At 69.9% G+C, this 26,827-nt stretch carries 27 protein-coding genes; 8 read left to right on the forward strand and 19 right to left on the reverse strand.

Translation table 11 applies throughout. From position 1 onward, the window contains the following. Positions 1–120: 120 nt before the first annotated feature. Positions 121–756 carry a hypothetical protein gene (locus AC07EQ_RS42680; RefSeq protein ID WP_478393487.1) on the reverse strand — a complete coding sequence of 212 codons (636 nt, stop codon included), beginning with the start codon at positions 754–756 and terminating at the stop codon, positions 121–123. 235 nt (positions 757–991) lie between these two features. Here AC07EQ_RS42680 and AC07EQ_RS42685 point away from each other — a divergent pair, with 235 nt between their 5' ends. Next, on the forward strand, positions 992–1,303 hold the full coding sequence (locus AC07EQ_RS42685) for a hypothetical protein (RefSeq protein WP_478393488.1): 312 nt from the start codon (positions 992–994) through the stop codon (positions 1,301–1,303). Here AC07EQ_RS42685 and smc read toward each other — a convergent pair. After that, on the reverse strand, positions 1,279–5,025 hold the full coding sequence (gene smc, locus AC07EQ_RS42690; RefSeq protein WP_478393489.1) for a chromosome segregation protein SMC: 3,747 nt from the start codon (positions 5,023–5,025) through the stop codon (positions 1,279–1,281). The genes AC07EQ_RS42685 and smc overlap by 25 nt on opposite strands. A gap of 344 nt (positions 5,026–5,369) precedes the next feature. Next, complete coding sequence (locus AC07EQ_RS42695; protein ID WP_132484840.1) at positions 5,370–5,663, reverse strand: acylphosphatase; 294 nt, start codon at positions 5,661–5,663, stop codon at positions 5,370–5,372. Between the two features lie 153 nt (positions 5,664–5,816). On the opposite strand from AC07EQ_RS42695, the gene AC07EQ_RS42700 reads away from it, so the two are divergent. Both AC07EQ_RS42700 and AC07EQ_RS42705 read left to right on the forward strand, forming a co-directional pair. Beyond that, complete coding sequence (locus AC07EQ_RS42700) at positions 5,817–6,296, forward strand: hypothetical protein (RefSeq protein ID WP_478393490.1); 480 nt, start codon at positions 5,817–5,819, stop codon at positions 6,294–6,296. Then, positions 6,293–6,481, forward strand: coding sequence for a hypothetical protein (locus AC07EQ_RS42705; RefSeq protein ID WP_132484836.1), 189 nt, complete (start codon positions 6,293–6,295; stop codon positions 6,479–6,481). The genes AC07EQ_RS42700 and AC07EQ_RS42705 overlap by 4 nt, the downstream gene beginning before the upstream one ends. Before the next feature lie 84 nt (positions 6,482–6,565). On the opposite strand, the gene AC07EQ_RS42710 is transcribed toward AC07EQ_RS42705, so the two are convergent. The 10 genes from AC07EQ_RS42710 to AC07EQ_RS42755 all read right to left on the reverse strand — a co-directional run bounded on the left by AC07EQ_RS42710 (position 6,566) and on the right by AC07EQ_RS42755 (position 13,229). Further along, the gene (locus AC07EQ_RS42710; protein WP_478393491.1) at positions 6,566–7,189 is read right to left on the reverse strand and encodes a nucleoside/nucleotide kinase family protein; all 624 of its coding nucleotides are present in this window, start codon (positions 7,187–7,189) and stop codon (positions 6,566–6,568) included. A gap of 111 nt (positions 7,190–7,300) precedes the next feature. After that, on the reverse strand, positions 7,301–7,819 hold the full coding sequence (locus AC07EQ_RS42715) for a hypothetical protein (protein WP_478393492.1): 519 nt from the start codon (positions 7,817–7,819) through the stop codon (positions 7,301–7,303). After that, positions 7,816–8,580, reverse strand: coding sequence for a hypothetical protein (locus AC07EQ_RS42720; protein WP_478393493.1), 765 nt, complete (start codon positions 8,578–8,580; stop codon positions 7,816–7,818). Before AC07EQ_RS42720 ends, AC07EQ_RS42715 begins: the two co-directional genes overlap by 4 nt. A 14-nt stretch (positions 8,581–8,594) precedes the next feature. Beyond that, positions 8,595–8,909 carry a type VII secretion target gene (locus AC07EQ_RS42725; RefSeq protein ID WP_478393494.1) on the reverse strand — a complete coding sequence of 105 codons (315 nt, stop codon included), beginning with the start codon at positions 8,907–8,909 and terminating at the stop codon, positions 8,595–8,597. A 37-nt stretch (positions 8,910–8,946) separates the two neighbouring features. Next, complete coding sequence (locus tag AC07EQ_RS42730) at positions 8,947–9,642, reverse strand: hypothetical protein (RefSeq protein WP_478393495.1); 696 nt, start codon at positions 9,640–9,642, stop codon at positions 8,947–8,949. A gap of 83 nt (positions 9,643–9,725) precedes the next feature. Beyond that, positions 9,726–10,529, reverse strand: a complete 804-nt coding sequence (locus AC07EQ_RS42735; protein WP_478393496.1) for an ESX secretion-associated protein EspG — start codon at positions 10,527–10,529, stop codon at positions 9,726–9,728. Between the two features lie 2 nt (positions 10,530–10,531). Continuing rightward, a complete protein-coding gene (locus AC07EQ_RS42740; RefSeq protein ID WP_478393497.1) occupies positions 10,532–11,794 on the reverse strand; it encodes a PPE domain-containing protein in 1,263 nt (420 codons plus the stop codon). A gap of 8 nt (positions 11,795–11,802) precedes the next feature. Beyond that, complete coding sequence (locus AC07EQ_RS42745; protein ID WP_478393498.1) at positions 11,803–12,408, reverse strand: DUF3558 domain-containing protein; 606 nt, start codon at positions 12,406–12,408, stop codon at positions 11,803–11,805. A 10-nt stretch (positions 12,409–12,418) separates the two neighbouring features. After that, entirely contained in the window at positions 12,419–12,790 is a 372-nt protein-coding gene (locus AC07EQ_RS42750; RefSeq protein ID WP_478393499.1) for a hypothetical protein, read from the reverse strand. Between the two features lie 112 nt (positions 12,791–12,902). Next, the gene (locus tag AC07EQ_RS42755) at positions 12,903–13,229 is read right to left on the reverse strand and encodes a DUF397 domain-containing protein (protein ID WP_478393510.1); all 327 of its coding nucleotides are present in this window, start codon (positions 13,227–13,229) and stop codon (positions 12,903–12,905) included. Positions 13,230–13,407: 178 nt separating this feature from the next. On the opposite strand from AC07EQ_RS42755, the gene AC07EQ_RS42760 reads away from it, so the two are divergent. The 4 genes from AC07EQ_RS42760 to AC07EQ_RS42775 are packed head-to-tail and all read left to right on the forward strand — an operon-like array spanning position 13,408 to position 16,282. Next, a complete protein-coding gene (locus tag AC07EQ_RS42760) occupies positions 13,408–13,899 on the forward strand; it encodes an SseB family protein (RefSeq protein ID WP_478393500.1) in 492 nt (163 codons plus the stop codon). Positions 13,900–13,919: 20 nt separating this feature from the next. Beyond that, positions 13,920–14,246, forward strand: a complete 327-nt coding sequence (locus tag AC07EQ_RS42765) for a hypothetical protein (protein ID WP_478393501.1) — start codon at positions 13,920–13,922, stop codon at positions 14,244–14,246. After that, the gene (locus tag AC07EQ_RS42770; protein ID WP_478393502.1) at positions 14,246–15,811 is read left to right on the forward strand and encodes a putative T7SS-secreted protein; all 1,566 of its coding nucleotides are present in this window, start codon (positions 14,246–14,248) and stop codon (positions 15,809–15,811) included. Before AC07EQ_RS42765 ends, AC07EQ_RS42770 begins: the two co-directional genes overlap by 1 nt. Before the next feature lie 57 nt (positions 15,812–15,868). Beyond that, positions 15,869–16,282, forward strand: a complete 414-nt coding sequence (locus AC07EQ_RS42775) for a hypothetical protein (protein ID WP_478393503.1) — start codon at positions 15,869–15,871, stop codon at positions 16,280–16,282. A gap of 61 nt (positions 16,283–16,343) precedes the next feature. On the opposite strand, the gene AC07EQ_RS42780 is transcribed toward AC07EQ_RS42775, so the two are convergent. The 6 genes from AC07EQ_RS42780 to kdpF all read right to left on the reverse strand — a co-directional run bounded on the left by AC07EQ_RS42780 (position 16,344) and on the right by kdpF (position 24,317). After that, the gene (locus AC07EQ_RS42780) at positions 16,344–17,024 is read right to left on the reverse strand and encodes a response regulator (RefSeq protein ID WP_478393504.1); all 681 of its coding nucleotides are present in this window, start codon (positions 17,022–17,024) and stop codon (positions 16,344–16,346) included. Next, on the reverse strand, positions 17,021–19,570 hold the full coding sequence (locus AC07EQ_RS42785) for a DUF4118 domain-containing protein (RefSeq protein WP_478393505.1): 2,550 nt from the start codon (positions 19,568–19,570) through the stop codon (positions 17,021–17,023). The genes AC07EQ_RS42780 and AC07EQ_RS42785 overlap by 4 nt, the downstream gene beginning before the upstream one ends. A gap of 136 nt (positions 19,571–19,706) precedes the next feature. After that, on the reverse strand, positions 19,707–20,309 hold the full coding sequence (locus AC07EQ_RS42790) for a potassium-transporting ATPase subunit C (protein ID WP_478393506.1): 603 nt from the start codon (positions 20,307–20,309) through the stop codon (positions 19,707–19,709). Between the two features lie 176 nt (positions 20,310–20,485). Beyond that, positions 20,486–22,564, reverse strand: a complete 2,079-nt coding sequence (kdpB, locus tag AC07EQ_RS42795) for a potassium-transporting ATPase subunit KdpB (protein WP_478393507.1) — start codon at positions 22,562–22,564, stop codon at positions 20,486–20,488. After that, entirely contained in the window at positions 22,561–24,222 is a 1,662-nt protein-coding gene (gene kdpA, locus AC07EQ_RS42800; protein WP_478393508.1) for a potassium-transporting ATPase subunit KdpA, read from the reverse strand. The genes kdpB and kdpA overlap by 4 nt, the downstream gene beginning before the upstream one ends. Further along, on the reverse strand, positions 24,222–24,317 hold the full coding sequence (gene kdpF / locus AC07EQ_RS42805) for a K(+)-transporting ATPase subunit F (RefSeq protein WP_093262700.1): 96 nt from the start codon (positions 24,315–24,317) through the stop codon (positions 24,222–24,224). The genes kdpA and kdpF overlap by 1 nt, the downstream gene beginning before the upstream one ends. A 432-nt stretch (positions 24,318–24,749) precedes the next feature. Here kdpF and asnB point away from each other — a divergent pair, with 432 nt between their 5' ends. Then, on the forward strand, positions 24,750–26,585 hold the full coding sequence (asnB, locus tag AC07EQ_RS42810; protein WP_478393509.1) for an asparagine synthase (glutamine-hydrolyzing): 1,836 nt from the start codon (positions 24,750–24,752) through the stop codon (positions 26,583–26,585). Positions 26,586–26,827: the final 242 nt, after the last annotated feature.

A 26,827-nucleotide genomic window follows, 5' to 3' on the forward strand; every position in this document is an offset into this window, starting at 1 on the left:
CCCCCCCCCCCCGCCCCCCACCCCCCCCCCCCCCCCCCTCCCCCCTCCCCCCCCCCCCCCCCCCCCCCCCCCCCCCCCCCCCCCCCCCCCCCGACGGGCTGCCGGCCGCGGGCGGGCGACTCAGGCGACGGCGGCCGAGATGACCGACAGCAGGATGATCAGGATGCACAGCGCGACGCTGCCGGCCATGATCCCGATGGCCAGGCCCATGCCGGGCGCCTTCTGCGGGGTCGGGCCGATGGCACCGTTCATGAAGACGATCACCGGCGCCGCGTAGTGGACGTCGACCTGCTGACCGGCGTTGACCGGGATCACCGCGGTCGCGAGGCCGACCTGCCACAGGTAGTTGACGTGGATGCCGATCTGGTACTGGCCGGGCGGCAGGTCGACCGGGGTCTTGCCCCAGGTCAGGATCGGGCCCGGCTGCCCGTTGATGGTGAGCTGCGGCTTGAAGAACATCAGCATGAACGCCAGCCAGAAGTACGAGCAGTCGATCATGATGCGTCCCATGCCGGGCGCGGGCGGCGCCATCGGCTGGCCCTGCGGCGCGGCCGGGGCCGGCGGCTGCGGGTAGCCCTGCTGCGGCATTCCCGGCTGCATCTGCGGCGGCATCGGCTGTTGCGGCATCGGCTGTTGCGGCATCGGCTGCTGCGGCATCGGGCCGGACGGCGGGCCGTAGCCGCCGGGCGGTGCCATCGGCGGGCCCTGCTGCGGGTACGGCTGCTGCCCCGGCGGGGGGCCGTACGGGTTGGTCATGGAAAGCCTCCTGTACCTGGTGGGACCCCGCACTCGGGGTAATGCGGGAACTCCGCGCCCGGTGTCCGGTCGGCATCTGCCCCCGAGGATCGACGCCGGACCGCGGAAACATCGTCCCGCATGCCGTTCCGGAGGTTGAACCGAGGTGGCCGACGACATCATTGCCCGACCCCCAGGACTTCAGCGGGAGTCGCCACGGGTCGATGATCTACCCAAGCGATCACCGAGGTTGCGGATGGGGACTGCGGTGCAGGACATCGATCATGCGGATCTCCGAGCGAAGCTCAACGCGTATTCGGCGGGGGTGCTCAGCGACGTCGAATGGCTGACAGTGCGCACCCACCTCTCGGAGTGCACGGAGTGCCGGGCCGAACTGGGGCGGCCGGAGTTGTGGAATCGTGCTGCGCCGCAGCGGATTTCGCCGTCGAAGCCGCCGCCCTCCCGCTGGGCGCAGGCGCGCCCGGGCTGGTCGGTGGTGTTCGGCCTCTCGCTGGTGGCGGCGCTCGTCGCCTTCGGCGTCGGCTACGCCCTCGGCACGTCGGGCTGATCCTCGCCGGGTTCTGCCGGCGCCGAATCCGGTTCGCCCGCAACGCTTTCCGGCGCGGTGGCCGTTGCCGACGCCCCGTCGAGCACCGCGGCGACGTCGCCTTCGGGCGGCGCGTCGGGTGCGTCGTCCTTGCGCCGTTTGCCGGAATCGCCGCGCAGGCGCTGGGAGATCACCTGCGTGATGCCGTCGCCGCGCATCGTCACGCCGTACAGGGCGTCGGCGATCTCCATGGTCGGCTTCTGGTGCGTGATGATGATCAGCTGCGAGGTCTCGCGGAGCTGGTCCAGCAGCGTGATCAGGCGCCGCAGGTTGGTGTCGTCCAGCGCCGCCTCGACCTCGTCCATCACGTAGAACGGCGACGGCCGGGCGCGGAAGATGGACACCAGCATGGCCACCGCGGTCAGCGACTTCTCCCCACCGGAGAGCAGCGACAGCCGCTTGACCTTCTTGCCCGGCGGCCGGGCCTCGACCTCGACGCCGGTGGTCAGCATGTCCTCGGAGTCGGTGAGCGTCAGCCGCCCGTCGCCGCCGGGGAACAGGACCTTGAAGACGGTCTCGAACTCCGCGGCCACGTCGTAGAAGGCGGAGGCGAACACCTCCAGGATCTTGTCGTCGACCTCCTTGACCACGCTGAGCAGGTCGCGGCGGCTGTCCTTGAGGTCTTCCAGCTGGGTGGAGAGGAACTTGTAGCGCTCCTCCAGCGCGGCGAACTCCTCCAACGCCAGCGGATTCACCTTGCCCAGCAAGGAGAGGTCCTTCTCGGCGCGCTTGGCGCGGCGCTCCTGGGTGGCCCGGTCGAACGGCATCGGCGGCGGCGGGCTGACGTCCTCGCCGCGCTCCTTGGCCGCCTCGTACTCGGCGATCTCGGCGGGGCCGGGCGGAATCGGCACGGTGGGCCCGTACTCGTCGACCAGGTCGTCCAGGCCGATCCCGAAATCCTCGATGATCTTGGTTTCCAGCTGCTCGATGCGCAACCGCTGCTCCGCACGCACGACTTCGTCGCGGTGCACCGCATCGGTCAGCTTCTCCAGCTCCCCGCTGAGCTCGCGCACGCGCGCTCGCACGGCGCCGAGCGCCTGCTCGTGCTCGCTCTGCTTCGCCTGCGCGACATCCCGCTCCTCCGTCGCAGCGCTCAGCGATCGCGCGATGCGCTCCAGCGCCGTCTCGGCCCCGGCGACCACGGCCTGGGTCACGCGCGCTGCGCGTTCCCGGGCCTTGCGCGCCGCTTCCGCGCGGGCACGCGCTTCGCGCTCGTGGCGCGCTGCGCGGCGCAGCTGGTCGGCGCGCCCCTGCACGGCCCGGGCGCGCTCCTCGGCGGTGCGCTGTCCGAGGCGGGCGTCCATTTCCTGCTGCCGCACGGCGTTGAGCTCGGTGCCCAGCCGGTCGCGTTCGCCGGTGTCCGGCTCCGCCGCTTCGTCCTGTTCGGACTTGACGATGCTCAGCCGCTCTTCGAGTTCGGCGAGCTTGACCAGGGCTTGTTCGCGGGATTGCTCGACCTTCACCCGCTGCTGCCGGATCCGGTCGACGTCGGCGCCGGCGGCGCGGGCGGCGCGTTGCAGGCTGGAAAGCCGTTCGGTGCTGCGGGCTCGCCGCACCTTGGCGTCGTTGATCTGCTCCTGCACGGCCCGCACTTCGGCGCGCCGCGCTTCTTCCTCGGCTCGCGCGCCTTCCAGCGCCGCTGAGTGCTGCTCCAGGCGTCGCCCGGCGGCGGCGAGTTCGCGTTCGGCTTCGTCGACGGCGGCCTGCACCTCGATGGTGCTCTGCCGGTCTTCGGAACCACCGATCGCCCAGTGCACGCCGAGCACATCGCCGTTCGCCGTCACGGCGCGGACTTCGGGATGGCGCTGCACGAGTTCCCGGGCGTCGGTCAGCTCGTCGACGACCGCGACCTTGTCGAGCGCCGTGGCCACGGCCCCGCGCAGCCCGTCGGGCGCGGTGACCAGGTCGACCGCCCAGCGAGCCGAACCGGTCAGCTGCGGCCAGCCGGATCGGTCGACGTCCCCTGCGGACCCGATGAGCAGTCCGGCGCGGCCCGCCTCGTCCGCCTTGAGCAGTTCCAGGGCCGCCACCGCGTCCGTGACACCGCGAACGGCGACGGCGTCGGCGACCGCGCCCAGCGCCGCGGCGAGTGCGGCCTCCGCGCCCGGCTCGACGCTGAGCAGCGCCGCGACCGTGCCGAGCAGGCCCGGCACCCGGTCCCCCGACGACATCAGCGCGCCGGCGCCGTCCTTGCGCTGCAAGCCCATCGACAGCGCTTCGACCCGCGCCTTCCAGGACGCGATCTCCCGCTCCGCGGTCCGCTCGGCCTTCACGAGCTCCTCGACGCGGGCGCGCGCCGCATCGCGCGCTTCGGCTGCGCCTTCGCGGCGTTCCTGCAGCCCGGCGTCGTCGGAGTCGTAGCCGCCGCTCTCCTCCTCCGCGTCGGCCTGCGCACGCTCCGCTTCCTCGGCCCGCCCGGTGGCTTCTTCCAGCGAATCCGACAGCCGCTCGATCTCGTCGGCCGTGTCGCTGACCTTGCTGCGCAGCGACTCGACCTGGCCGGACAGCCGGGCAGCGCCCTCGCGGCGGTCGGCGATCGCCCGCACCGCGGCGAGGTGCGCCTGTTCGGCCTGCTTCAGCGCGGATTCCAGCTCCGAGCGGCGCAGCACGACCTCGTTGAGCACCTCGCGGGCCTCTTCGACCTGCTCGCGGAGCTCGATCTCCTGCTCCGCGGCCTCTTCTGCCTCGGCGTCGAGCTGATCCGGGTCGCGGCCGGGGCGGTGTTCCTCGGTCTGCGCCGTCAGATGCCGGTGGCGCTCGGCGGCCAGCCGCAGCGTGCCGTGCAGCCGCTCCTCCAGCGCCGACAGCCGGTACCAGGTCTCCTGCGCGCGGGTCAGCCTCGGCGCGTCCGCGGCGACCTGCTCTTCGAGGGTCTTCTCCTCGGACTGCGCGAACTGCAGGGCGCGCTCGACCTCGGTGCGCTTGGCGCGCGCGGTTTCCTGGTCCGCTTCGTCGCGGGCCAGGTCGGCGCGCGCGGTGATCAGGTCGTCGGCGATGAGGCGCAACCGGGAGTCCCGCAGGTCGGCCTGCACGGTCTGCGCCTTGCGGGCGATCTCGGCCTGCTTGCCGAGCGGTTTGAGCTGGCGGCGCAGCTCGCTGGTCAGGTCGGTCAACCGGGTCAGGTTGGCCTGCATCGCGTCGAGCTTGCGCAGCGCCTTCTCTTTGCGCTTGCGGTGTTTGAGCACGCCCGCGGCCTCTTCGATGAGCCTGCGGTTCTCGTCCGGCTTGGCCTGCAGGATGCTGGCCAGCTGGCCCTGCCCGACGATGACGTGCATCTCGCGGCCGATGCCGGAGTCCGACAGAAGTTCCTGCACGTCCATCAGCCGACACGTGTTGCCGTTGATCTCGTACTCGCTGGCGCCGTCGCGGAACATCCGGCGGGTGATGGAGACCTCGGTGTACTCGATCGGCAGCGCGCCGTCGGAGTTGTCGATGGTCAGCGTGACCTCGGCGCGGCCCAGCGGGGCGCGGCCCGCGGTGCCCGCGAAGATCACGTCCTCCATCTTGCCGCCGCGCAGGTCCTTGGCACCCTGCTCGCCCATCACCCAGCGCAGCGCGTCGAGCACGTTGGACTTGCCCGAGCCGTTGGGGCCGACGACGCAGGTGATGCCGGGTTCGAAGCGCAGCGTGGTGGCCGAGGCGAAGGACTTGAACCCCTTCAGCGTCAGGCTCTTCAGGTGCACGGCTGCGATCGACCTTCCCGTGTTTCGTCCGGTTCACCGGCGGTCACATCCGGTGGAGCCTACCGCTGCGGCCACTCGCGACTGCGCAGAACCGCTGGTTGCGGCGATTTTCCCGGCGCACCGGAGGCCGGGAGATCGACTCCTCAACCTCCCTCGCATGCCAAAGCGGTTGCGAAGGCAATCAGATCCTGGAGTTGACCGGAGCTTCTCCGGCCCGGCTCCTCGCAGGTGAGCACGCCACCACCGAGCCAGGAAGCCAGTGGGTGTTCCGATTTTGCCTAAAATTGGTACACCCTGGCCCACCGGACTGGCGCCCAATTTTAGGCAAAATCGCGAAACCGCGGCTAGCGCTCGACGAAACCGGTCAGCCCGCCCTTGGGCTCGGACCACTGCTCGGCGACGTGGTCGACGTGACCCGGGGTTTCGCCGGAGCGCAGCGCCGCCAGGAGCTTCGCGCAGGCCTCGCGGGACCCTTCGGCGACCACCTCGACCCTGCTCCCCGGCCGGTTGGTCGCGCTGCCCACCAGGCCGAGCTCCAGCGCCCGGGAACGCGTCCACCAGCGGAAACCCACGCCCTGCACCCGCCCGTGCACCCAAGCGGTCAGTCGTGCCTGTTGCGAATCGGTCACGCCCGGCATGATGCCGCACGGCCGCCGCGCGCGCGGTGTTGGCTCGCATCCACGACCGCGCTTGCTCGGGCTGCCGGTATGATCCGCCCGATTCGGCTGGGAGCCTGGGGTTTCGGGGCACCCGGCGCAGGCCGCCCGACGAGCCGACGAGTGGGGCACGCAATGGACCCGATGTTGCCGGAAGACCCGGACGCCCGGCCAAAGCAGCTGGTGATGCTGGCCGCGTCCGGCATCGCGGTGGCCACCGTCTTCGCGACGACCGCCGCGATGGTCGCCGGCGCGCAGCAGCACGACGAGGCGACGCCGGACTTCACGCTGAAGCCGACCGCCACGTCGCGGCCGGCGGACACGTGGACCACGCCGCCGCTGCTGCCCCCGCCGCCGCCGAGCGGCAGCGCGACGTCGGAGACGTCCACGACCGCCAGCCGGACCACGTCGTCGACGACGCTGACGAGCACCGAAATCCCCGGCGACTTCCCGGTTCCGCCGCCGCCGGAGCCGCCCACGCCGCCGACCCGACCGACGACGACCACCACCACCAAGCCGACGACGACCACCCCCACCAAGCCGACGACGCCCCCCACTGAGGACCCGGTGCCGACGGACACCACCGAGTGGGAAACGTCCGGGGACGACGCGTGACGCTGGCCGTCCACGCTTGCCGGTCGCTGTGCTCGTGGCATCGGACGCCCAAGGAGCTCAACGGGTTTCCGCTGCTGGCCTGCCGCGGCTGCGGCTCCCAGTGGATCCGCAGCGAGCCGTGGACGCCCATCGACCACACCGGCCGGATCCCCGACGACGTGCGGGCGGAGCTCGCCGAGCGCTGATGCTGCACACCCACCCGTGCACCCATCGTCACGGAATCGTGCCTAGACCATTTCTGAAACTTATTCAGATGCAATTCGGGGAAATCATTCGGGGTCGCCGACGACTACCAGATCGGCCCGGCCCCGGCTGGCCGAGATGATGGCGGCATTGCGCTCATCGCTGCGGTGCACCCATTCCTCGGCCTCCTCGGGAGTCCGCCCGTAACCGATGTGCCGATCGATGAGCCGCCGCACCCGGACATCGTCATCGGGCGCGAGGAACCACGCTTCGTCGAGCAGTTCCCGGACCGCCGACCACGGCGGCGAATCCAGCAGCAGGTAATTGCCCTCGGTGATCACCAGCGGCACATCGGGATCGACGGCGATGGCCCCGGCGTAGGACTCCTCGATCTCCCGGTGGAACTCGGGGGCGTAAACGGTGCCGGGCCCGCCTTCCCGGATCCGCCGGAGCAGCGCGACGTACCCGGCGGCGTCGAAGGTGTCGGGAGCGCCTTTCCGGTCGGCCCGCCCGAGCCGCCGCAGCTGGCAGTTGGCCAGGTGGAAGCCGTCCATCGGCACGAGAACGGCGGAACCGCCGAGCTCCCGGACGACCCGCCGGGCGACGAACCCCTTCCCCGCCGCGGGAGCCCCGGCGATCCCCAAGATCCGCCGCTGCCCGCTGCCGGCCAATTCCCGAGCCCGCTCGACCAACTCCGAATACCCGACCAACTCGCACCTCCGCACAGCCGTCGCCCAGGCTACGCGGCCCCGAACTCGCCGCCGCGGCACATTCCTGCTCGACGGCATCCTCCGGAGAGATCGAGCAGCCGGTGCTCGGTGCTACGTGGCGGGGCGCAGCAGGCGGCGGCCGATGAAGAAGTTGACCGCGGCCAACACGCATGGCACCAGCAGGAGCAGCAGGTAGCCGATGATCGCTGGCGTGTACTGCACCTCCGGGAGGACCGACGAGCGTCCGGACGAGCGAATGACCATGGCCAGCAGGCCGCAGCTGCCCAGCGACGTCGCGATGGTCCCGCCCCAGAAGACCGCCAGCAACCGGCATGCCTTACCGGCAGCCGTCTTGTTGAGCTGGCCGTTCTTGACGTAGGACCGCCCGGAAATGATCGTGATGCTGGAGGAGAAGTGGAAGAACGCCGAGATACCGCCGAACATGACGGCGATGCCGGAAATCGGGTGGTGCGCGGTCGGCAGGCCGAACCCCAGCACGAGGATCGCGAGCCCCGCCACCAAGCTGAGCACCAGCGAACCCGCACCGAACCGCACCGCGCCTGATCTGATCCTGCGCGCGACGTCGTCCGGCACGGGGACGAGCTCCCAGTGCGGCCGGTGGACGGTCACTGGTTGACCTTCCAGTCCGATCCGTCGCCGTCGCTGACGCTCCCGTCGGACAGGTCCTGGTCCGAGCGCGACCACTTGTCGCCGAGGTCGGTGATCTTCTGCTTGATCGCGGTCTGCTCGGTCTCGATGGTGGTGACGAAGCTGTTCATCGAGAGGATCGCGGTCGTCACCAACCCGATGGACACGCCCGCCGCGGTCGCGATCGCGCCGATCGCCGCCGGGATGCCCACGACGGTGCAGGCCGCCGCGATCGCGCCCACGGCACCGACGACGAACACACCCAGGGCGACGCCGATCGCGAGCCAGAACGCATCCAGCGCGTTCGCCAGGCTGTTCAGCGAGGTGCGGATCTGCATCGCCATCAGCTTGACCGACGAAAGCCCGCTGCCCTGAGCCGGAACCAGCGCCTTGTACGCCTCGGCCGCCTTGCCGGTCCACTCGACGTTGGACTTCAGCTTCTGCAGGTTGATGTCGCCGGCGATCTCCCCGGCCTTGTCGCCGACCTCGGTGGCCCACTTGTCGCTGGTTTCCCGCAGTTTGTCCGAGTCACCGGGCTGCTCGAAGATCTGGGTGATCCGGTCCCAGAACTCCTGGACCTTCTGGGCCAGCGCCTGCATGCCCTGCTTGATGGGCTCGATGAGGTGCGAGAGGAAGTCCGGCACCCAGCTCATCAGGTCGTTGACCTTGTTGAAGAAGTCCTGGATCTTCTCGTTGAGGTCGTTGGACTTGTCGCTCGCTTGCGCGACGAGGGTGTTCGTCATTGCCATCCCCGGATTCAGTACGCGTTCTGGATTCCGTGCTTGCCCTGCTCGTCGTCGCGCTCGTACTGCGCGGCCGCTTCGGTCAGGTCCGAGCTGATCTCGCGAAAGTAGTCGGCAGCCTGCTTCAGCATGTCCTCCAGCGCGCTTCGCGCCTCGTCATAGGTCTTGTCGACCCCCCGGTCGACCGCCCACATCGAAAAGGAAGCCGGGTCGATCTGCAACGTGCCGATCGTGTTCATCGGGCCGTCGAGGTCCCCGGCGGCCGTGTCCCAGGTCTTGGCGTCGGAGCGCATCGCCTCCAACGCCACGCCGATTCCAGCACTGGTCATCGTTTCTCACCTCCATGCGTGCGACGACATCGACCGGTCAGGAACCGAGCCCGAGTCGCCGGAGAAGCAGCTGCGGATTGGACGCCAAATCGTTCAACTCGTCGATCGCGCGACTGCGCGGCCCGCCCGCCAGATCCGTCGGCGTCGACTTGCTCTGCAGCGTCGCGAGCAACGACGCGAGCTCGGCCTCGATCTCCGAGTTCCGCGCCGCGGAAGCCCAGTTCGGGTCGAGCGATAGTTGCAGGATCTGACCTCGCTGGGCCGTGCCGCTGATGTTGCGGCCGGGGCTTTCCGCGGTGACGGGCTGGTCGGCGATGGCGGTGAGCTGTTGCGTGAAAGCGTTCAGGTCCGCGGTGACCTCGTCGAGCAGCCTGGTGATGTCCTGCGAGCTCAGCGGCGAATCGTCGTAACCGGGTGCGGCTTGGGGTTGATCGGTCCCTTCGAGGTCCGCCGACTCCAGCTTCTTGCCCAGCGCCAGCATCGTTGCCGCGTTCGCCGCCGCGACGACGCCGACGTGCAGTTGCCGGGGGTCGACGACCTGCCGCCAGTTGTCCGCCAGCGCCACCGACACGACCTGGGCGTCGAATGTCGAGCTGACGGAGACGACGCCGGACAGGTCCTGTCCCACCACGGTGTCGACGGCCGCCGACGCCCGGGTCGGTTCGCCGGCCTGAGCCAGCCAATCGGTGTCGTCGTATTCCCAGTCGTCAGGTTGATGCCGACCAAAACTCATTCCGCAGTACCTCCCGTTCTTGGGGTACGACGGTTCCAAGCCGCCGATGGTTCCCACTCGTGCCCGATCGGCGAGCCGGCGTTTCAGTCGTCCCAGATCTCGGCGAGGAGTTCTCGCGTGTACTCCGCGATCCTCGCGTTGTCCGCCGGGGCTATCGTGCTCCAGCGGCGGCCGTCTCCGCTGGGACGGACCACGTGGCTGTAGCGGCCCTTGTCCGTGTCGTGGAACGCCACCACCCTGTTCGCCCGCTCCGGCCGGCCGCCTCGGTTCGGGCAGACTTCCACGCCGAACTGGCCCCGGATTCCCATTCCGTCCGCCATGCTCGCCACGTCCGCCGCGTCGTCCGGGGCGATTCCCAGGCCCCGGAGTTCGTCGGTGAACAGCAGCGGGTTGTTCGGGCCCGCGTAGTCGCTGGCTTCGCGGAGGATCTCGTTGGGCAGGCTCACCGCCCGGCCCGGTCCCGGCGGCATGTCGCCCGCCACCGACACCGCCGCCTCCACCAGGGAGCTCGCCCGGATCGGGGTCAGCTCGACGATGTCGCCGTCCACAATGGTCAGCAGGCCGGTGCCGCCGTTGGCCGACGCCAGGGCGCGAATCGACCGGTCCGCCCAGATCCGCACGTCGATGCTGCGTTGCGGCCGGTCCAGCAGGCCCAGCAGGTCCGCGAAGTCGACGTCGACCCGGTCGCGGTTGGGCTCTGCGAGGCGGCGCTTGCGGAGCCCGGCCCACACGTCCGCGACGAGCTGCGCGCGCTCCGAGTAGGTCGCTCCCGGGCTCGGCACGTTGAGGATGATGTGCCGTCGATCGGTGAGCTTCTCCGCCTCGCAGACCACATCGAATTCCAATGCGGACAGCACGATCGGATCGGCTTCTGCTCCAGGGCGCACCGTCAGTCCCGCTTCTTCGGCTCGTCGTCGGCGGATTCCTCGTCGGCTTCGTCGTCCGGCTCGAAGTGCCCCAGCACCGCCGGGGCGACCAACCGCTCGTCGTCGAACGGGGTCTCCTCGGCGACGTACTTGTTCTCGTGCTCCGCGTCCTCGCTGCGCTTCTCGCCGCGGGTCGCCGCCGGCCCCATCATCGAACCGGTCACCGGGCGGCTGCCCGGCGTGTTGCCCGCGGACCGCCCGGCCATCGTGTCACCGGGTCCGCCGCCGATGCCGGACGAGCCGCCCCGGCTCAGCCCGGAAGCCGAGCCACCGCCGGCCGATGCCGCAGCCGGGCCCCGGCCGCCGAGCATCCTGCTCGCGGCGTACGCGCCGATACCCGCGACCGCCGCACCACCTGCGGCGATGCCGAGCACCGTGCCGGGGTTGATACCGCTGCTCGTCGCGGCGGCCTCCGGCGTCTGGTCCGCCTCGCCGCCGGTCTCGCGCTCGTCCGGGTGCTCCCCCGTGCCGCTGCGGTCACCGGGATCCTGCCCACCCACGCCGTCGCCGCGCTTGATTCCGCCGCCGACGTTGCCGCTGCCGACGTTCCCGCCGCCCACGACGACACCGGGCGTGCCCCCGTCGACCGCCGAGCCGCCGCCGTAGTAGCCACCGACCGAACCCACGCCGACGCCCGGCATGCTCGTCCCGGACGCAGACTGCGCGGACACCGTCGCGGGCGGCATCTCGGGCAACGGTTGGTACGAATCGGCCTGGCTGACCGAGGTGTTGCGGTACGAGCTGAGCGCGGCCTGCGCGGCCTGCTTCTGGCCCTCGATGTTCTTGGCTTCTTTGTCGTAGTCGCTCTCGTAGCCGAAGGCACCGCCGGCCCATTCGACCGCGTTCTCCGACTGCTTGTGCTTGAGCTCGTCGTTGTTCGGCAGCCCGTTGCGGGCGGACTCGTAGCCCCGGCCCTGCGCGTCGACGCTGTCCGCGGACGCCTTCAGGGGATCCGGGGCGTCGGCCATGAAGACGGCCTGCTGCTGGGTCGCCGCCGCCGCGAGGCTCCCGGCGTTGCCCTCCCACGCGATCTGCAGCTTGCCGAGCTCGCGCCGCAGCGTCTCGTCGAGATCGACGACCACCTTCACGCACTCGTCCAGCGCGCGCACCGCGCCCTGCATCGACTCCGCGCCGCGCCCCTGCTTGATCTGGGTGATCCATTCCTGGAGCTGGGGGATGTCCATCCCCTCGAACCGGATGTCCCGGATCGGATCGATGCTGGTCACGACTCCCCCTAGCTACCCTGCAAGGTCGTCACGGCCGCCTCGGCGGCCTGCTTCGCCCGCTCGCACATCTGCTGGTTGTCCATGCCGCCGGGGGTGGTGAGGCTCAGGTCGACGTAGAGCGTCTGCCCTTCGGCAGCGTCGACGAACACGGCACAACCGAGGCTCTCGCCACCCGGAACCTGTCCCTGCACTGCACCGAAGCCGTTGACCTCATACGTCTTCGCGGTCTTCGCCTTCACAGCCGCGATCTTCTGCGAGAAAGCGTCCAAGCCCTCGGGTACCACCCGGAGCGAGATACCGAAGTTGACCTTTCCTGCGGCACCGGCGAAAGAACACCCGTTGTAATTGTTCCCGTTCTTGACCACCGGGCGGCCGCCACCCACCTGGAGCGGCGCCTTCTGCTCGGGAGACAACCACGTGCAGATCTCGGCGTCCTGCTTGCCCGCGATCGCGAGCTCTTTCGGGCGTTGCGGAAGATCCAGCGAAGAAGACGACGGGGCCTCCGAAGTGGGAGCCGAGCTCGGCGGCTCCGGATCCGGGCCGTTCACCGTGCACCCGGCAAGCGTGAAGACAGCGGCCAACCCGATCAAGCCATGCCCGAAGCGCAACCGCACGGGACTCCCCTCACACCTGGTTCTGCTGCAGCTGGAAGGACGCAGCGATCTCATCGTCGGTGAAGCCGTACTGCTTGGCGGCTTCTTCGAGTTGCCTTCCCAGTTCAAAGACGTTGTCCACGTACTGCATGAGACGCGAGTAGTGGGAGTCCGGATTTCCCAGCAGGTTCGCCGACCAGACCGCCGCTGAGGTCGAGCTGATCTCGTCGTCGGCGGGAGCGTTGACGGCCAGGTTGTGCGCAAGGCTGAACAGCTTGAACTGCGCGTCTTCAGCGGCCGCGAGAACGACCTTGCGCACCTCGAGGACGTTGTCCTTGTTGACCGTGATGGTCTGACCGGCGCCACCGGGAAACGGCGGCGGAGGTGGTGCTGGCGTCGTCATCGCGGGAAACCCCCAGGTCGCGGCGTCTGATCACCCGGTCGAAGGCCGACCCTAGCAGCGCGACTTCCCGCCCCGCACCAACTCTTGAAAACTTCACACCAACCCAACGGGCCTATGCGCGGACCCGCATGAAGCCACCGACGAAGTCGGCCCATCGAGCGGCGGAAAAGACCAGCACACCGCCACCTGGATCCTTCGAGTCCCGAACCCCGACGACAGCGTCCCGCCGGGCGATCTCGACGCAGTTCAACCCCGGATGCAACCCAACGTCGTGGGACATCACCTGGATCGTGATGTGCGGCCGCGATGCCGCATCAACCAAACGCCGAAGCTGTCGCTCGAGCGCGCCATCTGGACCGACCGGACGGGTCAGGGCGGTCTCTTCGATGATCGCGTGCAGGCGGCGTTCCCGCGCACCTTCGACGAGGCCATCGCCCAGGTCGAGACCGACCTCGCGGCCCGCTGACCAGGCGCGTCACTTACCGCCGAACGTAGCAACCCGGACCGTGATCTTCTCGACACGGTGCGTAATGATCAAATGGGCACTCAGCAGCTGCCCGCTTGAGTACTGTTCCGCCCCGTTGATTCCATGATCCGCGCTGGGGAGGCGTGGCTCCATGACGCTTGCACAATGCCGTCCTGGCAGGGGTTTTCCCAGCCGGGGCGTACTTCGGCTGACCGGTTCGATCTTCGACGAGCCGGAGCCGGAACCTGCCGCCGAGCTGCTCGGCACGGTCCGCCTGTTCGGCACCGGCGAGGCGACGGTCGAGCAGCTCGCCGCCGCCTTGCGCGGCACCTCGGTGTACGTGGCGGTGTCCGATGAGGACGGTGGTTTCGCGCTGCCTACCGGGCGCGACGGCGAGCTCTCCTGGCTCGGGGTGTTCACCTCGCTGGGCCGGATGGCCGAGTTCTACCGCGCCGCCGGGCGAGGTGCCGACAACGTGCGCTACGGCGAACTGACCGGCGCCGAGCTCATCGACCAGTGCCTTCCCGCGCTACCCAGGAGCACCGGCCTGGTCCTCGATCCGGGCAGCGAGCACGGCACCGCGCTCGCGCCGATCCGCGGGCTCGTGCCCGACGAAATCGCACTGACCGAAGGCGGGAAGTAATGGAGCACAACGGTTTCACCGTGAACGTGGGTGCCCTGGAGAGCTCCGAATCGGGCATCCGGGACGCCGTGGCCGAACTCGGCGAGATGGCCGGGTGGGGATTCGCATCCGCTGGGGCGCAGGGCATGGGCGTGCGCGAGAAGATGCTGGACTCGGCCCCGCACATCGGGCCCGGCTCGCTCGGCGCCGCGCTGCTGGCTTTCGGCGACGCCTGGGAATTCGGCATCCGGTACCTGGTCGAAGACGGCAACGCCGCCGTGGACGCGCTCGGCGAGGCGCGCGCCGCCTACCAGCAGATGGATGCCGAGGCGAAGCAGAAGCTCGTCGAGACGTTGCGAGAGGGCTGATGGTCAGCAACAGCACCACCTTCGATCAGGACGTCGCCGAAACCGGGCACGAGCTGCACGAGCTCGGCCAGATGGCCGGGCTGGTCGCGCAGGACGTCATCCCGGGTGATCCGGCTACGGTCGCCGAAGTCGGCGAACACCTGACCAAGCTCGGCGGCGCGTTCGACCGCGCCGGCCAGGGCATCAAGTCGATCGACTCCGGCGGCTGGACCGGCCAGGCGGGCGACGCCTTCCGGGAGAGCTACCTCGACAAGGCCCCGGCGGAGTGGTTGGCGGCGGCCGACGCGTTCGGCGACGCGGGCAAGGCCGTTCTCGACTACCAGAAGGTCCTCGCCGAGGAGAAGGAGAAGGCCGCGCGCGCCAAGGAGGAACTCGACCGCGCGAACGAGGCGTCCCTGGCCGCGGCGAAGCAGCACAACGCGGCGGTCAAGGCGTACGAATCCGGGAGTTCGGATGTCGCGCCGAGCGCGTTCGCCGATCCCAACGCCGAGGTTCGGGCCCGTGCCGAGGCCCAGATCGCCGCGGCCAAGGCTGCCGTGCAGGCGGCGGACGAGCGGGCCACCCGGATCGTCCTGGAAGCGGTCCAGGCCGCGCCGGCGAAGCCGAGCAAACTCGCACAGATCGGCGCGAACCTCGTCGACGGTTTCCAAGGAGCGGGGGATCTGCTCTACGACTTCGGCGCGGGCGCCGTCGAGGGCGTCGTGGGCGTGGGCACGGGCCTCTGGGGCCTCGGGGAGGCATTCCTCTACAGCCAGCCCGGCATGTGGGGCATCGACCCCGAAGGCAAGGCGGCGTTCGACAAGGCCGCCTCGACCACGATCATGTCCGTGGCCGAGAACCCCTACCAGGCGGTCAAAACGGTCGTCGATGTGGACGGCTGGAAGCAGAACCCGGCGAAAGCCCTCGGCTCGATGGCCCCGGACGCGGTCGCCTCGGCCTTCGGCGGCGCCGGCGTGGCCACCAGGGCCACCAAGATCGCGGGCAAGATCGGCGACGGCCTCGGTGACCTGGGCAAAGCCACCGACGTGGGAAGAACGGCGGATCGTCTCGGCGACACCGCCCGCCACGCCCCGGAAACGCCCACGACCCCGTGGGGCGACTACGACTCGCTGCCCACGGACCGCCCCTTCCCAGACGCCCCGTCGAACCCGTACGACAACCACGCCCCGGAACACGACAAGCCCTTCGGACCGCAGGGCAGCCAACCCGAACCACCGCCGGAACCGCCATACAGCCCCGGCACGGACACGCCGGGCCGCCCGAGGCCGGACTGGGACGACGACATGCCCGACAGCTGGATGGACGACGGCCACCGACCCGATCCGCACGACGCGCCGGATCCCCATCCGCACGAGCCGGAGGCGCCACAACGCCCAGAACCGCCATCCGAGCCGCTACCTCGAACCGAGGCCGATCTTCTGCAAGAACTGCGGTCCATCGAAGGGGTCAAGGAAAAGCTCTCCCAAGCCCTGGACCAGGGGCCACCGCCCGCGAGGGCGGCTGAGATCCGCAGCGAGCTATCGCGGCTCGTCGAACGTGAAAACCTGCTTCGCAGCAGGCTCTGACCAACCGAACGTCCAAGGGGAGGAAACATGCAACCGACACCGCAGGGGGGAGCTCCGGTGTCCCGGTTGGTCCGGGTGTGGGCCAAGCATCCCGAGACCGGCGAGCCAGGCGCGCTGGACGCGCGGGTGACCTGGCAGGTGATCGGCGACGACGTGCAGGTGTGGGTGACCGTGGGCGCCAACACCTACACGGAGACGAGCGCGAACCTGTTCTACGCGCTGTTCATGGTTCGGCTCAACCACCTGGAACCGAACTGGATCATGCTGCTCACCCAGGGGTGCCGCTACGACGTCTGGTCCCCGAACGCCCTCGATCCCCGGTACTTCCCCGGAGATCGGGGCGTGATCGAAGTTCCTGGGCGGGGCGTCGTCGAGAGCGTGGACCTGCTCGCGCCGTCGATGCACGACTCCAACAAGGTCGTCCGCTCCGACGAGCAGATGAAGTACCACAGCCAGACCGTCGGCACCTAGCTCCATCGAGCGAGGTTGGTGATCGGACCTCCGGGCTCGGTTCGCGCCTGAGGTCCGGAGGTCACGGTTCGAAGCGGTAGCCCATGCCTGCTTCGGTGATCAGGTGGCGGGGGTGGCTGGGGTCCAGTTCCAGCTTCCGGCGGAGTTGGGCCAGGTAGACGCGGAGGTAGTGGGTTTCGTTCGCGTACTGGGGTCCCCAGACCTCCTTGAGGAGCTGCTTCTGGCCCACCAGGCGGCCCCGGTTCCGGGCCAGGACCTCCAGCATGCCCCACTCGGTCGGCGTCAGGTGCACCTCGATGCCTTCGCGCAGCACCTTCTTCGCCGACAGGTCCACCGTGAACGTCGCGGTCTCCACCACCGGTTCGTCGGCCGCTTCGCTGGTGCTGGCGCGCCGGACCGCCGCGCGCAGGCGCGCCAGCAGCTCGTCCATGCCGAACGGTTTCGTCACGTAGTCGTCCGCCCCGGCGTCCAGGGCGTGCACCTTGTCCGTGGAGTCCGTGCGCGCCGACAGCACGATGATCGGCACCGTCGTCCAGCCGCGCAGGCCCGCGATCACCTCGTTGCCGTCCATGTCCGGCAGGCCGAGGTCGAGGATCACCACGTCGGGTTTGCCTTCGATGGCCGCGCGCAGCGCGGACGCCCCGTCCGTGGCCGTCAGCACCTCGTAGCCGCGCGCGGTCAGGTTGATCCGCAAGGCGCGCAGCAGCTGCGGCTCGTCGTCGACAACCAGGACCCTCGTCATCGTTTCCCCTGTCCGTCAGCGGCGACCACCGGGAGTGAGAGCACGATCGTCAACCCGCCGCCGGGGGTGTCCTCGGCTCGGATCGTGCCGTGCATCGCCGTCATGAAACCCTGCGCCACGCTCAGGCCGAGCCCGACCCCGGCCACCCCGGTGTCGCCGCGCTCGCCGTGTTCGCCCAGCCGCTCGAACGGCGCGAACGCGGACTCTGCCTCGTCTTCCGGCAGCCCCGGCCCGTGGTCGACCACGCGCAGCTCGACCCGCGCCGCGTGCTCGCTCGCCCGCACCCTGATCCGGTCGCCGTTCGTTCGCCCGTACTTCAGCGCGTTCTGCACCACGTTGGCCACTACGCGCTCCAGCAGCCCGACGTCGGCGAGCACCGGCGGCAGGCTCTCGTCGATGTCGACGTCGATGTGCTGCCGCCCGTCCAGCCCGGCCAGCGCGCCCGCGACGACCTCGTCGTAGCTCACCGGGCGAAGCCGCGGGGCGATCGCACCGGTCGCCAGCCGGGAGGAGTCCAGCAGGTTGTCCACCAGCTCGGTCAGCCGGTCCGAGGATTCCTCGACGCCGGCCAGCAGGTCGGCGGTGTCCTCTTCGGACAGCTGCAGGTCGGCGGCGCGAAGGCTGCTCACCGAGGCCTTGATCGACGCCAGCGGGGTGCGCAGGTCGTGGCCGACCGCCGACAGCAGCGCGGTGCGCAGCTGGGTGGCGTCCGCTCGTCGCTGTGCTTCCTGCGCTTCCGCGGCCATCCGCTGCTGGCGCAGCGCGACCAGCGCCTGCCCCGCCGCGCCTTCCAGGACGGTGCGCTCCGCGGCCGGCAGCGGCCTGTTGCCGGGGCGCTTCAGCACGAGGTGGACGTCCGGGTTGACCTCGATGTCCACATCGGACTGCTCGGGCCTGGTGCAGGGCCGCACCCCGGTGGAGGCCGCCACGTGCCAGCCGTCCTTGGTGCGTTCCAGCAGCGCCGCCGAGGTGAGGCCGAAGTTCTCCACCACCTTCTCCAGCAGCCGCGGCAGCGGATCGGGATGGGTGAGCACGGTGCGGGCGTAGGACGTGAGCAGCGCGGCTTCGGTGCGGGCGTTGGTGGCCTGCTCCGCCAGCCGCGCGGCCCGGTCGACCATGATCGCCACCAGCATGCCGACGATCATCATGGCCACCAGCGTCACGAGGTTCTGCGGCTCGGACACGGTCAGCGTGTACAGCGGCGGCGTCAGGAAGAAGTTCAGCAGCCCGCCGGAGAGCAGTGCGGCGACTATCGCCGGGGCCATCCCGCCGACCAGCGCGACGATGACGGTGGCCAGGAAGTAGCCGACGACGTCCGTGGACAGCGCGACATCGCCGAAGAAGTAGGCCCCCGCGGTGACCGCGCTGGGCACCAGCACCGACAGCACCCAGCCCCACAACTGGCGGGCCGACGACAGCGGATTCCTGGTGATCTTCCGGAGGAATCGCCGCCCGCCGGCCTCGGCGTGGGTGACCATGTGCACGTCGATCGGCCCGGACTTCTGCACCGTGGCGGCGCCGATGCCCTCGTCGAAGAGCCGCGCCCAGCGGGACCGCCGCGACGTGCCGATCACCAGCTGCGTGGCGTCGGCCGCCCGGGCGAACTCCAGCAGCGCCTCAGGCACGTCGTCGCCGACGACGGTGTGGAAGCTGGCACCCACGGCGTCGGCGAGCTTGCGGGCGCGGGCGATGCCGGTCGGCGACGCCCCGGCGAGCCCGTCGCCGCGCAGCACGTGCACCACCTGCAGTTCGGCGCCCGCGCGGGCCGCGATCCGGCGGGCCCTGCGCATCAGCGTCTCGCTCTCGCGGCCGCCGGTGACGGCGACCACGACGCGTTCGCGGGCCTCCCAGGTGTCGGTGATCTTCTTCTCCGCGCGGTAGCGGCGCAGCGCCACGTCGACCTGGTCGGCCAGCCACAGCAGCGCGAGCTCGCGCAGCGCCGTCAGGTTGCCGGTGCGGAAGTAGTTGCCCAGCGCGGCATCCACCCGGTCCGCCGCGTAGACGTTGCCGTGCGCCATGCGGCGGCGCAGCGCTTCGGGGGTGATGTCGGCGAGTTCGATCTGCTCGGCGCGGCGCACCACCTCGTCCGGCACGGTTTCCTGCTGCCGGACGCCGGTGATCGTCTCCACCACGTCGTTGAGGCTCTCCAGGTGCTGCACGTTGACCGTGGACAGCACGTTGATCCCGGCATCGAGGAGTTCGTCGATGTCCTGCCAGCGCTTCTCGTTGCGGGAGCCGGGAACGTTGGTGTGCGCGAGCTCGTCGACGATGGCGACCTCCGGCTTCCGGGCCAGCAGCCCGTCGAGGTCCATCTCCGTGAGTTCGACGCCGCGGTGGCTGACGCTCCGGCGCGGCAGGACCTCCAGGCCGTCGAGCAGCGCGGCGGTCTTGGCGCGGCCGTGGTCCTCCACGAAGCCGACGACCACGTCGGTGCCGCGCTCCATGCGCCGCCGCGCCTCGTTGAGCATCGCGTACGTCTTGCCGACCCCGGGCGCCGCACCGAGGTAGATCCGCAGCTCGCCGCGCCTTCGTCCCTTCTCCGCCACGCTTCCAGTCTCCTACGAACCGCTGTTATTAGCGGTTGCCTGCACCGAATACCGCCTCTGGCCCGTGCGTACTTTGTGCCGCTATGGCAACCACAAGTACGCACGGGCCCTGACCAGGCAACTTACCCCGTCGGCATCACCTTGCCCGGTGGACGGCGACGTTGAGCGTCGTCACGTTCACCACGCGCTCGGCGACGATCCCACCGCTGGTGTTCTCGGCGACCAAGCGCCGGACCTCCTCCAGCGGGATGCCTGTGACGCGAGCCACCCGGGCCGCCTGCAGCTCCGCGTAGGCCGGGCTGATGTGCGGGTCGACGCCGCTGCCCGACGTCGTGACGGCGTCCGTCGGCACCTGCTCGGCCCGGACGCCCTCGCGGGCGGCGATGGCGTCGCGCCGCTCCTGCACGGCGGCGAGCAGGTCCTCGCTGGCTCCGCCGTAGTTGGAGCCGCCGGTGCTCGCCGGGTCACCCGGGCCGAGCGCGCCCTCGGCGGACGCCGCGGGGCGGGTGTGGAAGTACGGGTCGTTGGCCGGGTCGGCCGGGACCGGGTCGATGCCGATCAGCGACGAGCCGACGACCCTGCCGTCCACCACGATCTGCGAGCCCTCGGCGTTGGCCTGCAGGCCGGGGATCCGGCTGATGCCCCAGATCGCCAGCGGATACGCCACGCCGAGCACGACGGTCGCCACCAGCAACAGCCGCAACCCCGCCAACGTCTGCCGCAGCAGTGTGTTCTTCATCAGTGCCTCTTCGGTTCAGGTCGGCCGCAATTTCAATGGAAATCGAAGGTCCGATTTCCATTGAAATTGCGGAAGTTGTCCACAGGTCCCGGCATGTCGGGACCTGACACGCCGGAGGACCGCAATTTCCATTGAAATTGCGGACCGACGGGATCCTCGGCACGCCTCGGGCCCTCTCAGCCGATGCCCGGGATGAAGCGGATGACCAGGTCGATCAGCCAGATCCCGAGGAACGGCGTGACGATGCCGCCGAGCCCGTAGACCAGCAGGTTGCGCCGCAGCAGCGCGCTCGCCGTAGTCGGCCGGTAGCGGACCCCGCGCAGCGCCAGCGGGATCAGCGCGATGATGACCAGCGCGTTGAAGACGACGGCCGACAGGATCGCCGATGTCGGGGTGGCCAGCCGCATGATGTTCAGCGCGTCCAGCTGCGGGTAGATCGCCACGAACATCGCGGGCAGGATCGCGAAGTACTTGGCGAGGTCGTTGGCGATGCTGAAGGTGGTCAGCGCGCCGCGGGTGATCAGCAGCTGCTTGCCGATCTCGACGATCTCGATCAGCTTCGTCGGGTCGGAGTCGAGGTCGACCATGTTGCCGGCCTCTTTGGCCGCCGCCGTGCCGGTGTTCATCGCCACGCCGACGTCGGCCTGCGCGAGCGCGGGCGCGTCGTTGGTGCCGTCGCCGGTCATCGCGACCAGCCGGCCGCCTTCCTGCTCGGCCTTGATCAGGGCCATCTTGTCCTCGGGTTTGGCCTCCGCGAGGTAGTCGTCGACGCCGGCCTCGGCGGCGATGGCCTTGGCGGTGAGCTCGTTGTCGCCGGTGACCATCACGGTGCGGATGCCCATCGCGCGCAGCTCGGCGAACCGCTCCTTCATGCCGGGTTTGACCACATCGGACAGCCGGATCACGCCGACCACGCGGGTTTCGCCGCCACTGCGCTCGGCGACCACCAGCGGCGTGCCGCCCTGCGAGGCGATCTCCTCGGTGAGTCCCTCCACTTCGGACGAGATGCCGCCGGCCCAGGCGCGCACCGCGCTGGTGGCGCCCTTGCGGATCTCGCGGCCGTCGATGTCGATGCCGCTCATCCGGGTCTGCGCGGTGAAGGCGACCTCTTCGGCTTGCAGCTCCGAACCGCGCGGCCCCGTGGGCAGGCCGTACTGCTCGGCGCAGTACGCCACGATGCTGGTGCCCTCCGGGGTCTGGTCGGCGAGGCTGGACAGCCGCGCGACCTCGGCCAGCTCGCCGAGCGTGGCGCCGCCGACGGGCAGCAGCTCGGTGCAGCGCCGGTTGCCGAAGGTGATCGTGCCGGTCTTGTCCAGCAGCAGCGTGTCCACGTCGCCTGCGGCCTCCACGGCGCGGCCGGACTTGGCGAGCACGTTGCGCTGCACCAGCCGGTCCATGCCCGCGATGCCGATCGCCGACAGCAGCGCGCCGATCGTCGTCGGGATCAGGCACACCAGCAGCGCGGTCAGGGTGATCACCGACAGCAGCGAGCCGGAGTAGCCGGCCATCGGCTGCAGGGCGACCACCGCGAGCAGGAAGATGATCGTCAGCGTGGACAGCAGGATCGTCAGCGCGATCTCGTTCGGCGTCTTCTGCCGCTGCGCGCCCTCGACCAGCGCGATCATCCGGTCGACGAACGTTTCGCCCGGCTTGGTGGTGATCTCCACGATGATCCGGTCGGAGAGCACCGTCGTGCCTGCCGTGACCGCCGAGCGGTCGCCGCCGGATTCCCGGATCACCGGGGCGGATTCGCCGGTGATCGCCGATTCGTCGACGGTCGCGATGCCCTCGACGACGTCGCCGTCGCCGGGGATGACCTCGCCGGCCTCGACCACGACCCGGTCGCCGATGCGCAGCGCCGTGCCCGGCACCTGCTCCTCGACGCCGTCGACCAGCCGCCGTGCGACCGCCTCGGTCTTGGTGCGCCGCAACGATTCCGCCTGCGCCCGGCCGCGACCTTCGGCGACGGCTTCGGCGAGGTTGGCGAACAGCACGGTGAACCACAGCCAGGCGGCCACCGAGATGCTGAACACGTTCGGTTCGGCCACGGCGAGCACGGTGGTCAGCACCGAGCCCGCCCACACCACGAACATGACCGGGTTGGCCAGCTGGTGCTTCGGGTTCAGCTTGCGCAGCGCTTCCGGTAACGAGGTCCACAGCTGGCGTGGGCTGAAGGCCCCCGCCGACATCTTCCGCAGACCGGTTTCCTCCTGCGCCTCCTGGGGTTTCTCCGGTTTCTCCAACATCGTGGTCATGCGAGGGCCTCCGCGATCGGGCCGAGGGCGAGCACCGGCAGGAAAGTCAGCGCCGCGACGAGGATGACGGTGCCGCCGAGCAACCCGGCGAACAGCGGCCCGGTGGTGGGCAGCGTGCCGGCGGTGGCGGGAACGCGTTGCTGCTGGGCCACGGCACCGGCCAGCATCAGCACCGCGAGGATGGGTACGAACCGGCCGAAGAGCATCGCGAGCCCGAGCGACACCTGGAAGAAGTCGCTGGTCACGGTCAGCCCGGCGAAGGCGCTGCCGTTGTTGTTGCCCGCCGAGGCGAAGGCGTAGAGGACCTCCGACAACCCGTGTGCGCCGGTGTTGTTCAGAGCGTCCCCAGTGGACGGCAGCGCAAGCGCGGTTCCGGCGCCGAGCAGCACCATCGTGGGCATGGCGAGGATCGAGATCGCCGCCGCGGTGACCTCCCGCCGCCCGAGCTTCTTGCCCAGGTATTCCGGTGTGCGCCCGACCATCAGACCGGCCAGGAACACCGCGATCACGGCCAGCACGAGGATCCCGTACAGGCCCGCGCCGACCCCGCCGGGCGCGACCTCGCCGAGCAGCATGTTCAGCAACGGCACGAGACCGCCGAGGCCGGTGAAGCTGTCGTGCATCGCGTTGACCGCACCGGTGGAAGTGCCAGTCGTGGCGACCGCGAACAGGCCGGACAGGAACAAGCCGAAGCGGGTCTCCTTGCCTTCCAGCGCACCACCGGCGGCGAGCGTGGCCGGGCCGTTCGGGTTGCTCTCGGCCCACCAGACGACCGCGGTCATCACGGCCATGATGGCGACCATCACGGACAGCAGCACCCGGCCCTGGCGGCGGTCGCCGACCATCGTGCCGAAGGTGCGGGTCAGGGCCAGCGGGATCACCAGGATCAGGAAGATCTCCAGCAGGTTGCTGATGCCACCGGGGTTGGAGAACGGGTGCGCCGAGTTGGCGTTGAGCACGCCGCCGCCGTTGGTGCCGAGCTCCTTGATGACCTCCTGGCTGGCGATCGGCGCCGTGGCGATCGTGTGCGCCTGCCCGTCCAGGCCGACGACCTGGATGCCGGAGGCGAGGCTCATCGCCCCGCCGAGCGCGATCAGCAGCACGGCCGCGACGACCGCGATCGGCAGCAGCACGCGGGTGCAACCCCGGGTGATGTCCACCCAGATGTTGCCGATGCGGCCGGTGCCCGCGGCGGTGAACCCGCGCACCAGGGCGATCGCGACCGCCATGCCGACGGCCGCCGAAACGAAGTTCTGCACGGTCAGCCCGGCCATCTGCACGGTGTGCCCGAGGACCTGCTCCGGCACGTAGGACTGCCAGTTCGTGTTGGTCACGAAGCTGACCGCGGTGTTGAACGCCATCGCGGGCTCGACCGCGCCGCGGCCGAAGCTCAGCGGCAGCAGCGGCTGCAACCGCTGCATCAGGTAGAGCAGCGCGATGGACACGACCGAGAAGCCGAGGACGCCGGCGGCGTAGGTGGTCCAGCGCTGCTGGGCGTCGCCGTCGATGCGCGCCAGGCGGTACACCACCTTCTCGACGCGCCAGTGCTTCTCACTGGTGTAGACGTGGGCCATGTAGTCACCGAGGGGCCGGTAGACCACGCCGATGGCCAGGATCAGGAGGCCGACCTGGACCAGGCCGACCATGAGGGAACTCATCAGAACTTCTCCGGCCGGATAAGCGCGACGAACAGGTAACCGATCAACAACAGCGCCAACACGCCCCCGGCGACGTTGGCAAGCAAGGTGCTCACAAGCGCTCCAAACCGCGGAGGGTCATAGCGAGTACGAGGAACCCGCCGATCAGCAACACGGCGTAGGCGAGATCAGCCACCGCTGCGCTCCTCACTAGGGAAATCCGGGCCATCGCACCTCGATGGCCGACCTCGTACAGCGAAATGCCCGCCGCCCGGGCTCGTCGAGGCCCATGACGGCTCCTTGATGCCCCTACCCAGCGCATTGACGCGCTCTTTACGGCCCCGTCAGGGCGATGTGACCGGGTGCATTTTCGGCGGTTTTTACGGCTCCGCACGGTTTGTACGTGGGTGACTTCACTCCGTGAGTTGGTTTCGTCGATGCAACGATCTCGTTAACCTGGCTAATGAAAGCGCGTGTGGCGCGGACCACCCGGAACCCGGCGCCCGCGGACCACCGCGAGGTCAAACCGACACGGAGGAGAACCCCAAATGTGCGGCATCTCCGGCTGGATCGACTTCCAGCGCGACCTGACCGGCGAACAACCCGCCATCGACGCCATGTGCGCCACCATGACCTGTCGCGGCCCGGACGCCGGCGGCACCTGGGTGCGCCCGCACGCCGCCCTCGGCCACCGGCGGCTGGCCATCATCGACCTGCCCGGCGGGGCGCAGCCGATGGAGGCCGCGACGCCCGGCGGCGAGGTCGCGATCGTCTACAGCGGCGAGGCCTACAACTTCACCGAGCTGCGCGACGAACTGCGGCGCCGCGGCCACCGCTTCGACACCGACAGCGACACGGAGGTCGTGCTGCACGGCTACCTCGAGTGGGGTCCGCAGGTCGCCGAACACCTGAACGGGATGTTCGCCTTCGCCGTCTGGGACACCCGCAGCGAGCAGCTGCTGCTGATCCGCGACCGGATGGGCATCAAGCCGCTGTACTACTACCCGACCGAGCAAGGCGTGCTCTTCGGTTCCGAGCCGAAGGCGATCCTGGCCAACCCGCTGGCCGAGAAGGTCGTCGACGTCGACGGGCTGCGCGAGATGTTCGCGATGGTCAAGACGCCGCGGCAGGCGATGTGGTCCGGCATGCGCGAGGTGGAGCCGGGCACCGTCGTCACCGTCGACCGCAAGGGCCTGCGCGAGCACACCTACTGGCGACTGCGGGCCGCGGCGCACGACGACGACCAGCAGGCCTCCGTCGCGCACGTCCGCGAGCTGCTCGACGACATCGTCGCGCGGCAGCTGATCTCCGACGTGCCGCGCTGCGTGCTGCTCTCCGGTGGCCTGGACTCCAGCGCCATCACCGCGCTGGCCGGCCGCCGGCTGGCGCGCAGCGGCGAGCAGGTCCGCAGCTTCGCGGTCGATTTCCTCGGCCAGGCCGAGAACTTCGTGCCCGACGAGATGCGTGGCACGCCCGACACGCCGTACGTCCACGACGTCGCCGAGCACGTCGGGTCGCTGCACCAGGACATCGTCCTGGACCCCGACGCGCTCGCGGATCCCGCCGTGCGCCGCGCCACCGTGCAGGCGCGGGACCTCCCGCTGGGGATGGGCGACCTCGACCAGTCGCTCTACCTGCTGTTCAAGGCGATCCGCGGGCATTCGACCGTGGCGCTGTCCGGCGAGTCCGCGGACGAGGTCTTCGGCGGCTACAAGTGGTTCCACGACCCGCAGGTGCGGCAGGCCGAGACCTTCCCGTGGATCGCCGCGGTGCGCACGCATTCCACCGAGCGGGCGGAGATCCTCAGCCCGGACCTGGCGGCGGCGCTGGACCTGGAGTCCTACGTGGCCGACAGCTACCGCGACGCCATCGGCTCGGTCCCGGTGCTCGACGGGGAGGGCGACTTCGAGCGCCGGATGCGGGAGATCTGCTACCTGCACCTGACCCGGTTCGTCCGCGTCCTGCTGGACCGCAAGGACCGGATGAGCATGGCGGTCGGCCTGGAGGTGCGGGTGCCGTTCTGCGACCACCGGCTGGTGGAGTACGTCTTCAACGCCCCGTGGTCGCTGAAGACCTTCGACGGCCGGGAGAAGAGCCTGCTGCGGCACGCCACCGCTGACGTGCTGCCGAAGTCGGTGGTGGAACGGGTGAAGAGCCCGTATCCGTCCACTCAGGACCCGAAGTACGCGGCGGTGCTGCAGCACCAGGTGGCGGACCTCGTCGCCGCGGGTGACCCGGCGCTGTCGCTGCTCGACGAGCGGTGGCTGCGCGGAGCGCTGGCGCAGGACCCGGCGCGGATCGACCAGCTGGCGCGCTTCACCTTCGAAAGGGCCCTCGACCTGTCGATGTGGTTCGACATCCACAACCCAACGATCAAGCTCTGACCCGAGCGGAGGTTGCGCGATTTTAGGCGAAATCGCGCAACCTCCCGAGCGACGAACGCCGAGCGGCACTCCGCCAAACCAATGCGCGTCACGGGAGCTTCCCGATTTTGCCTAAAATTGGATCCCCACCGGGCAGAGCGAGTTCCGATTTTGCCTAAGGGGTCGTTTCAGAATGGGGTGAGTTTGCGGGCGAGGATCATGCAGTGTCCTAGCTGGAGGAAGGCGTCGTGCATGAAGTCGTG

It is taken from the genome of Saccharopolyspora sp. NPDC045839, from assembly GCF_056431645.1.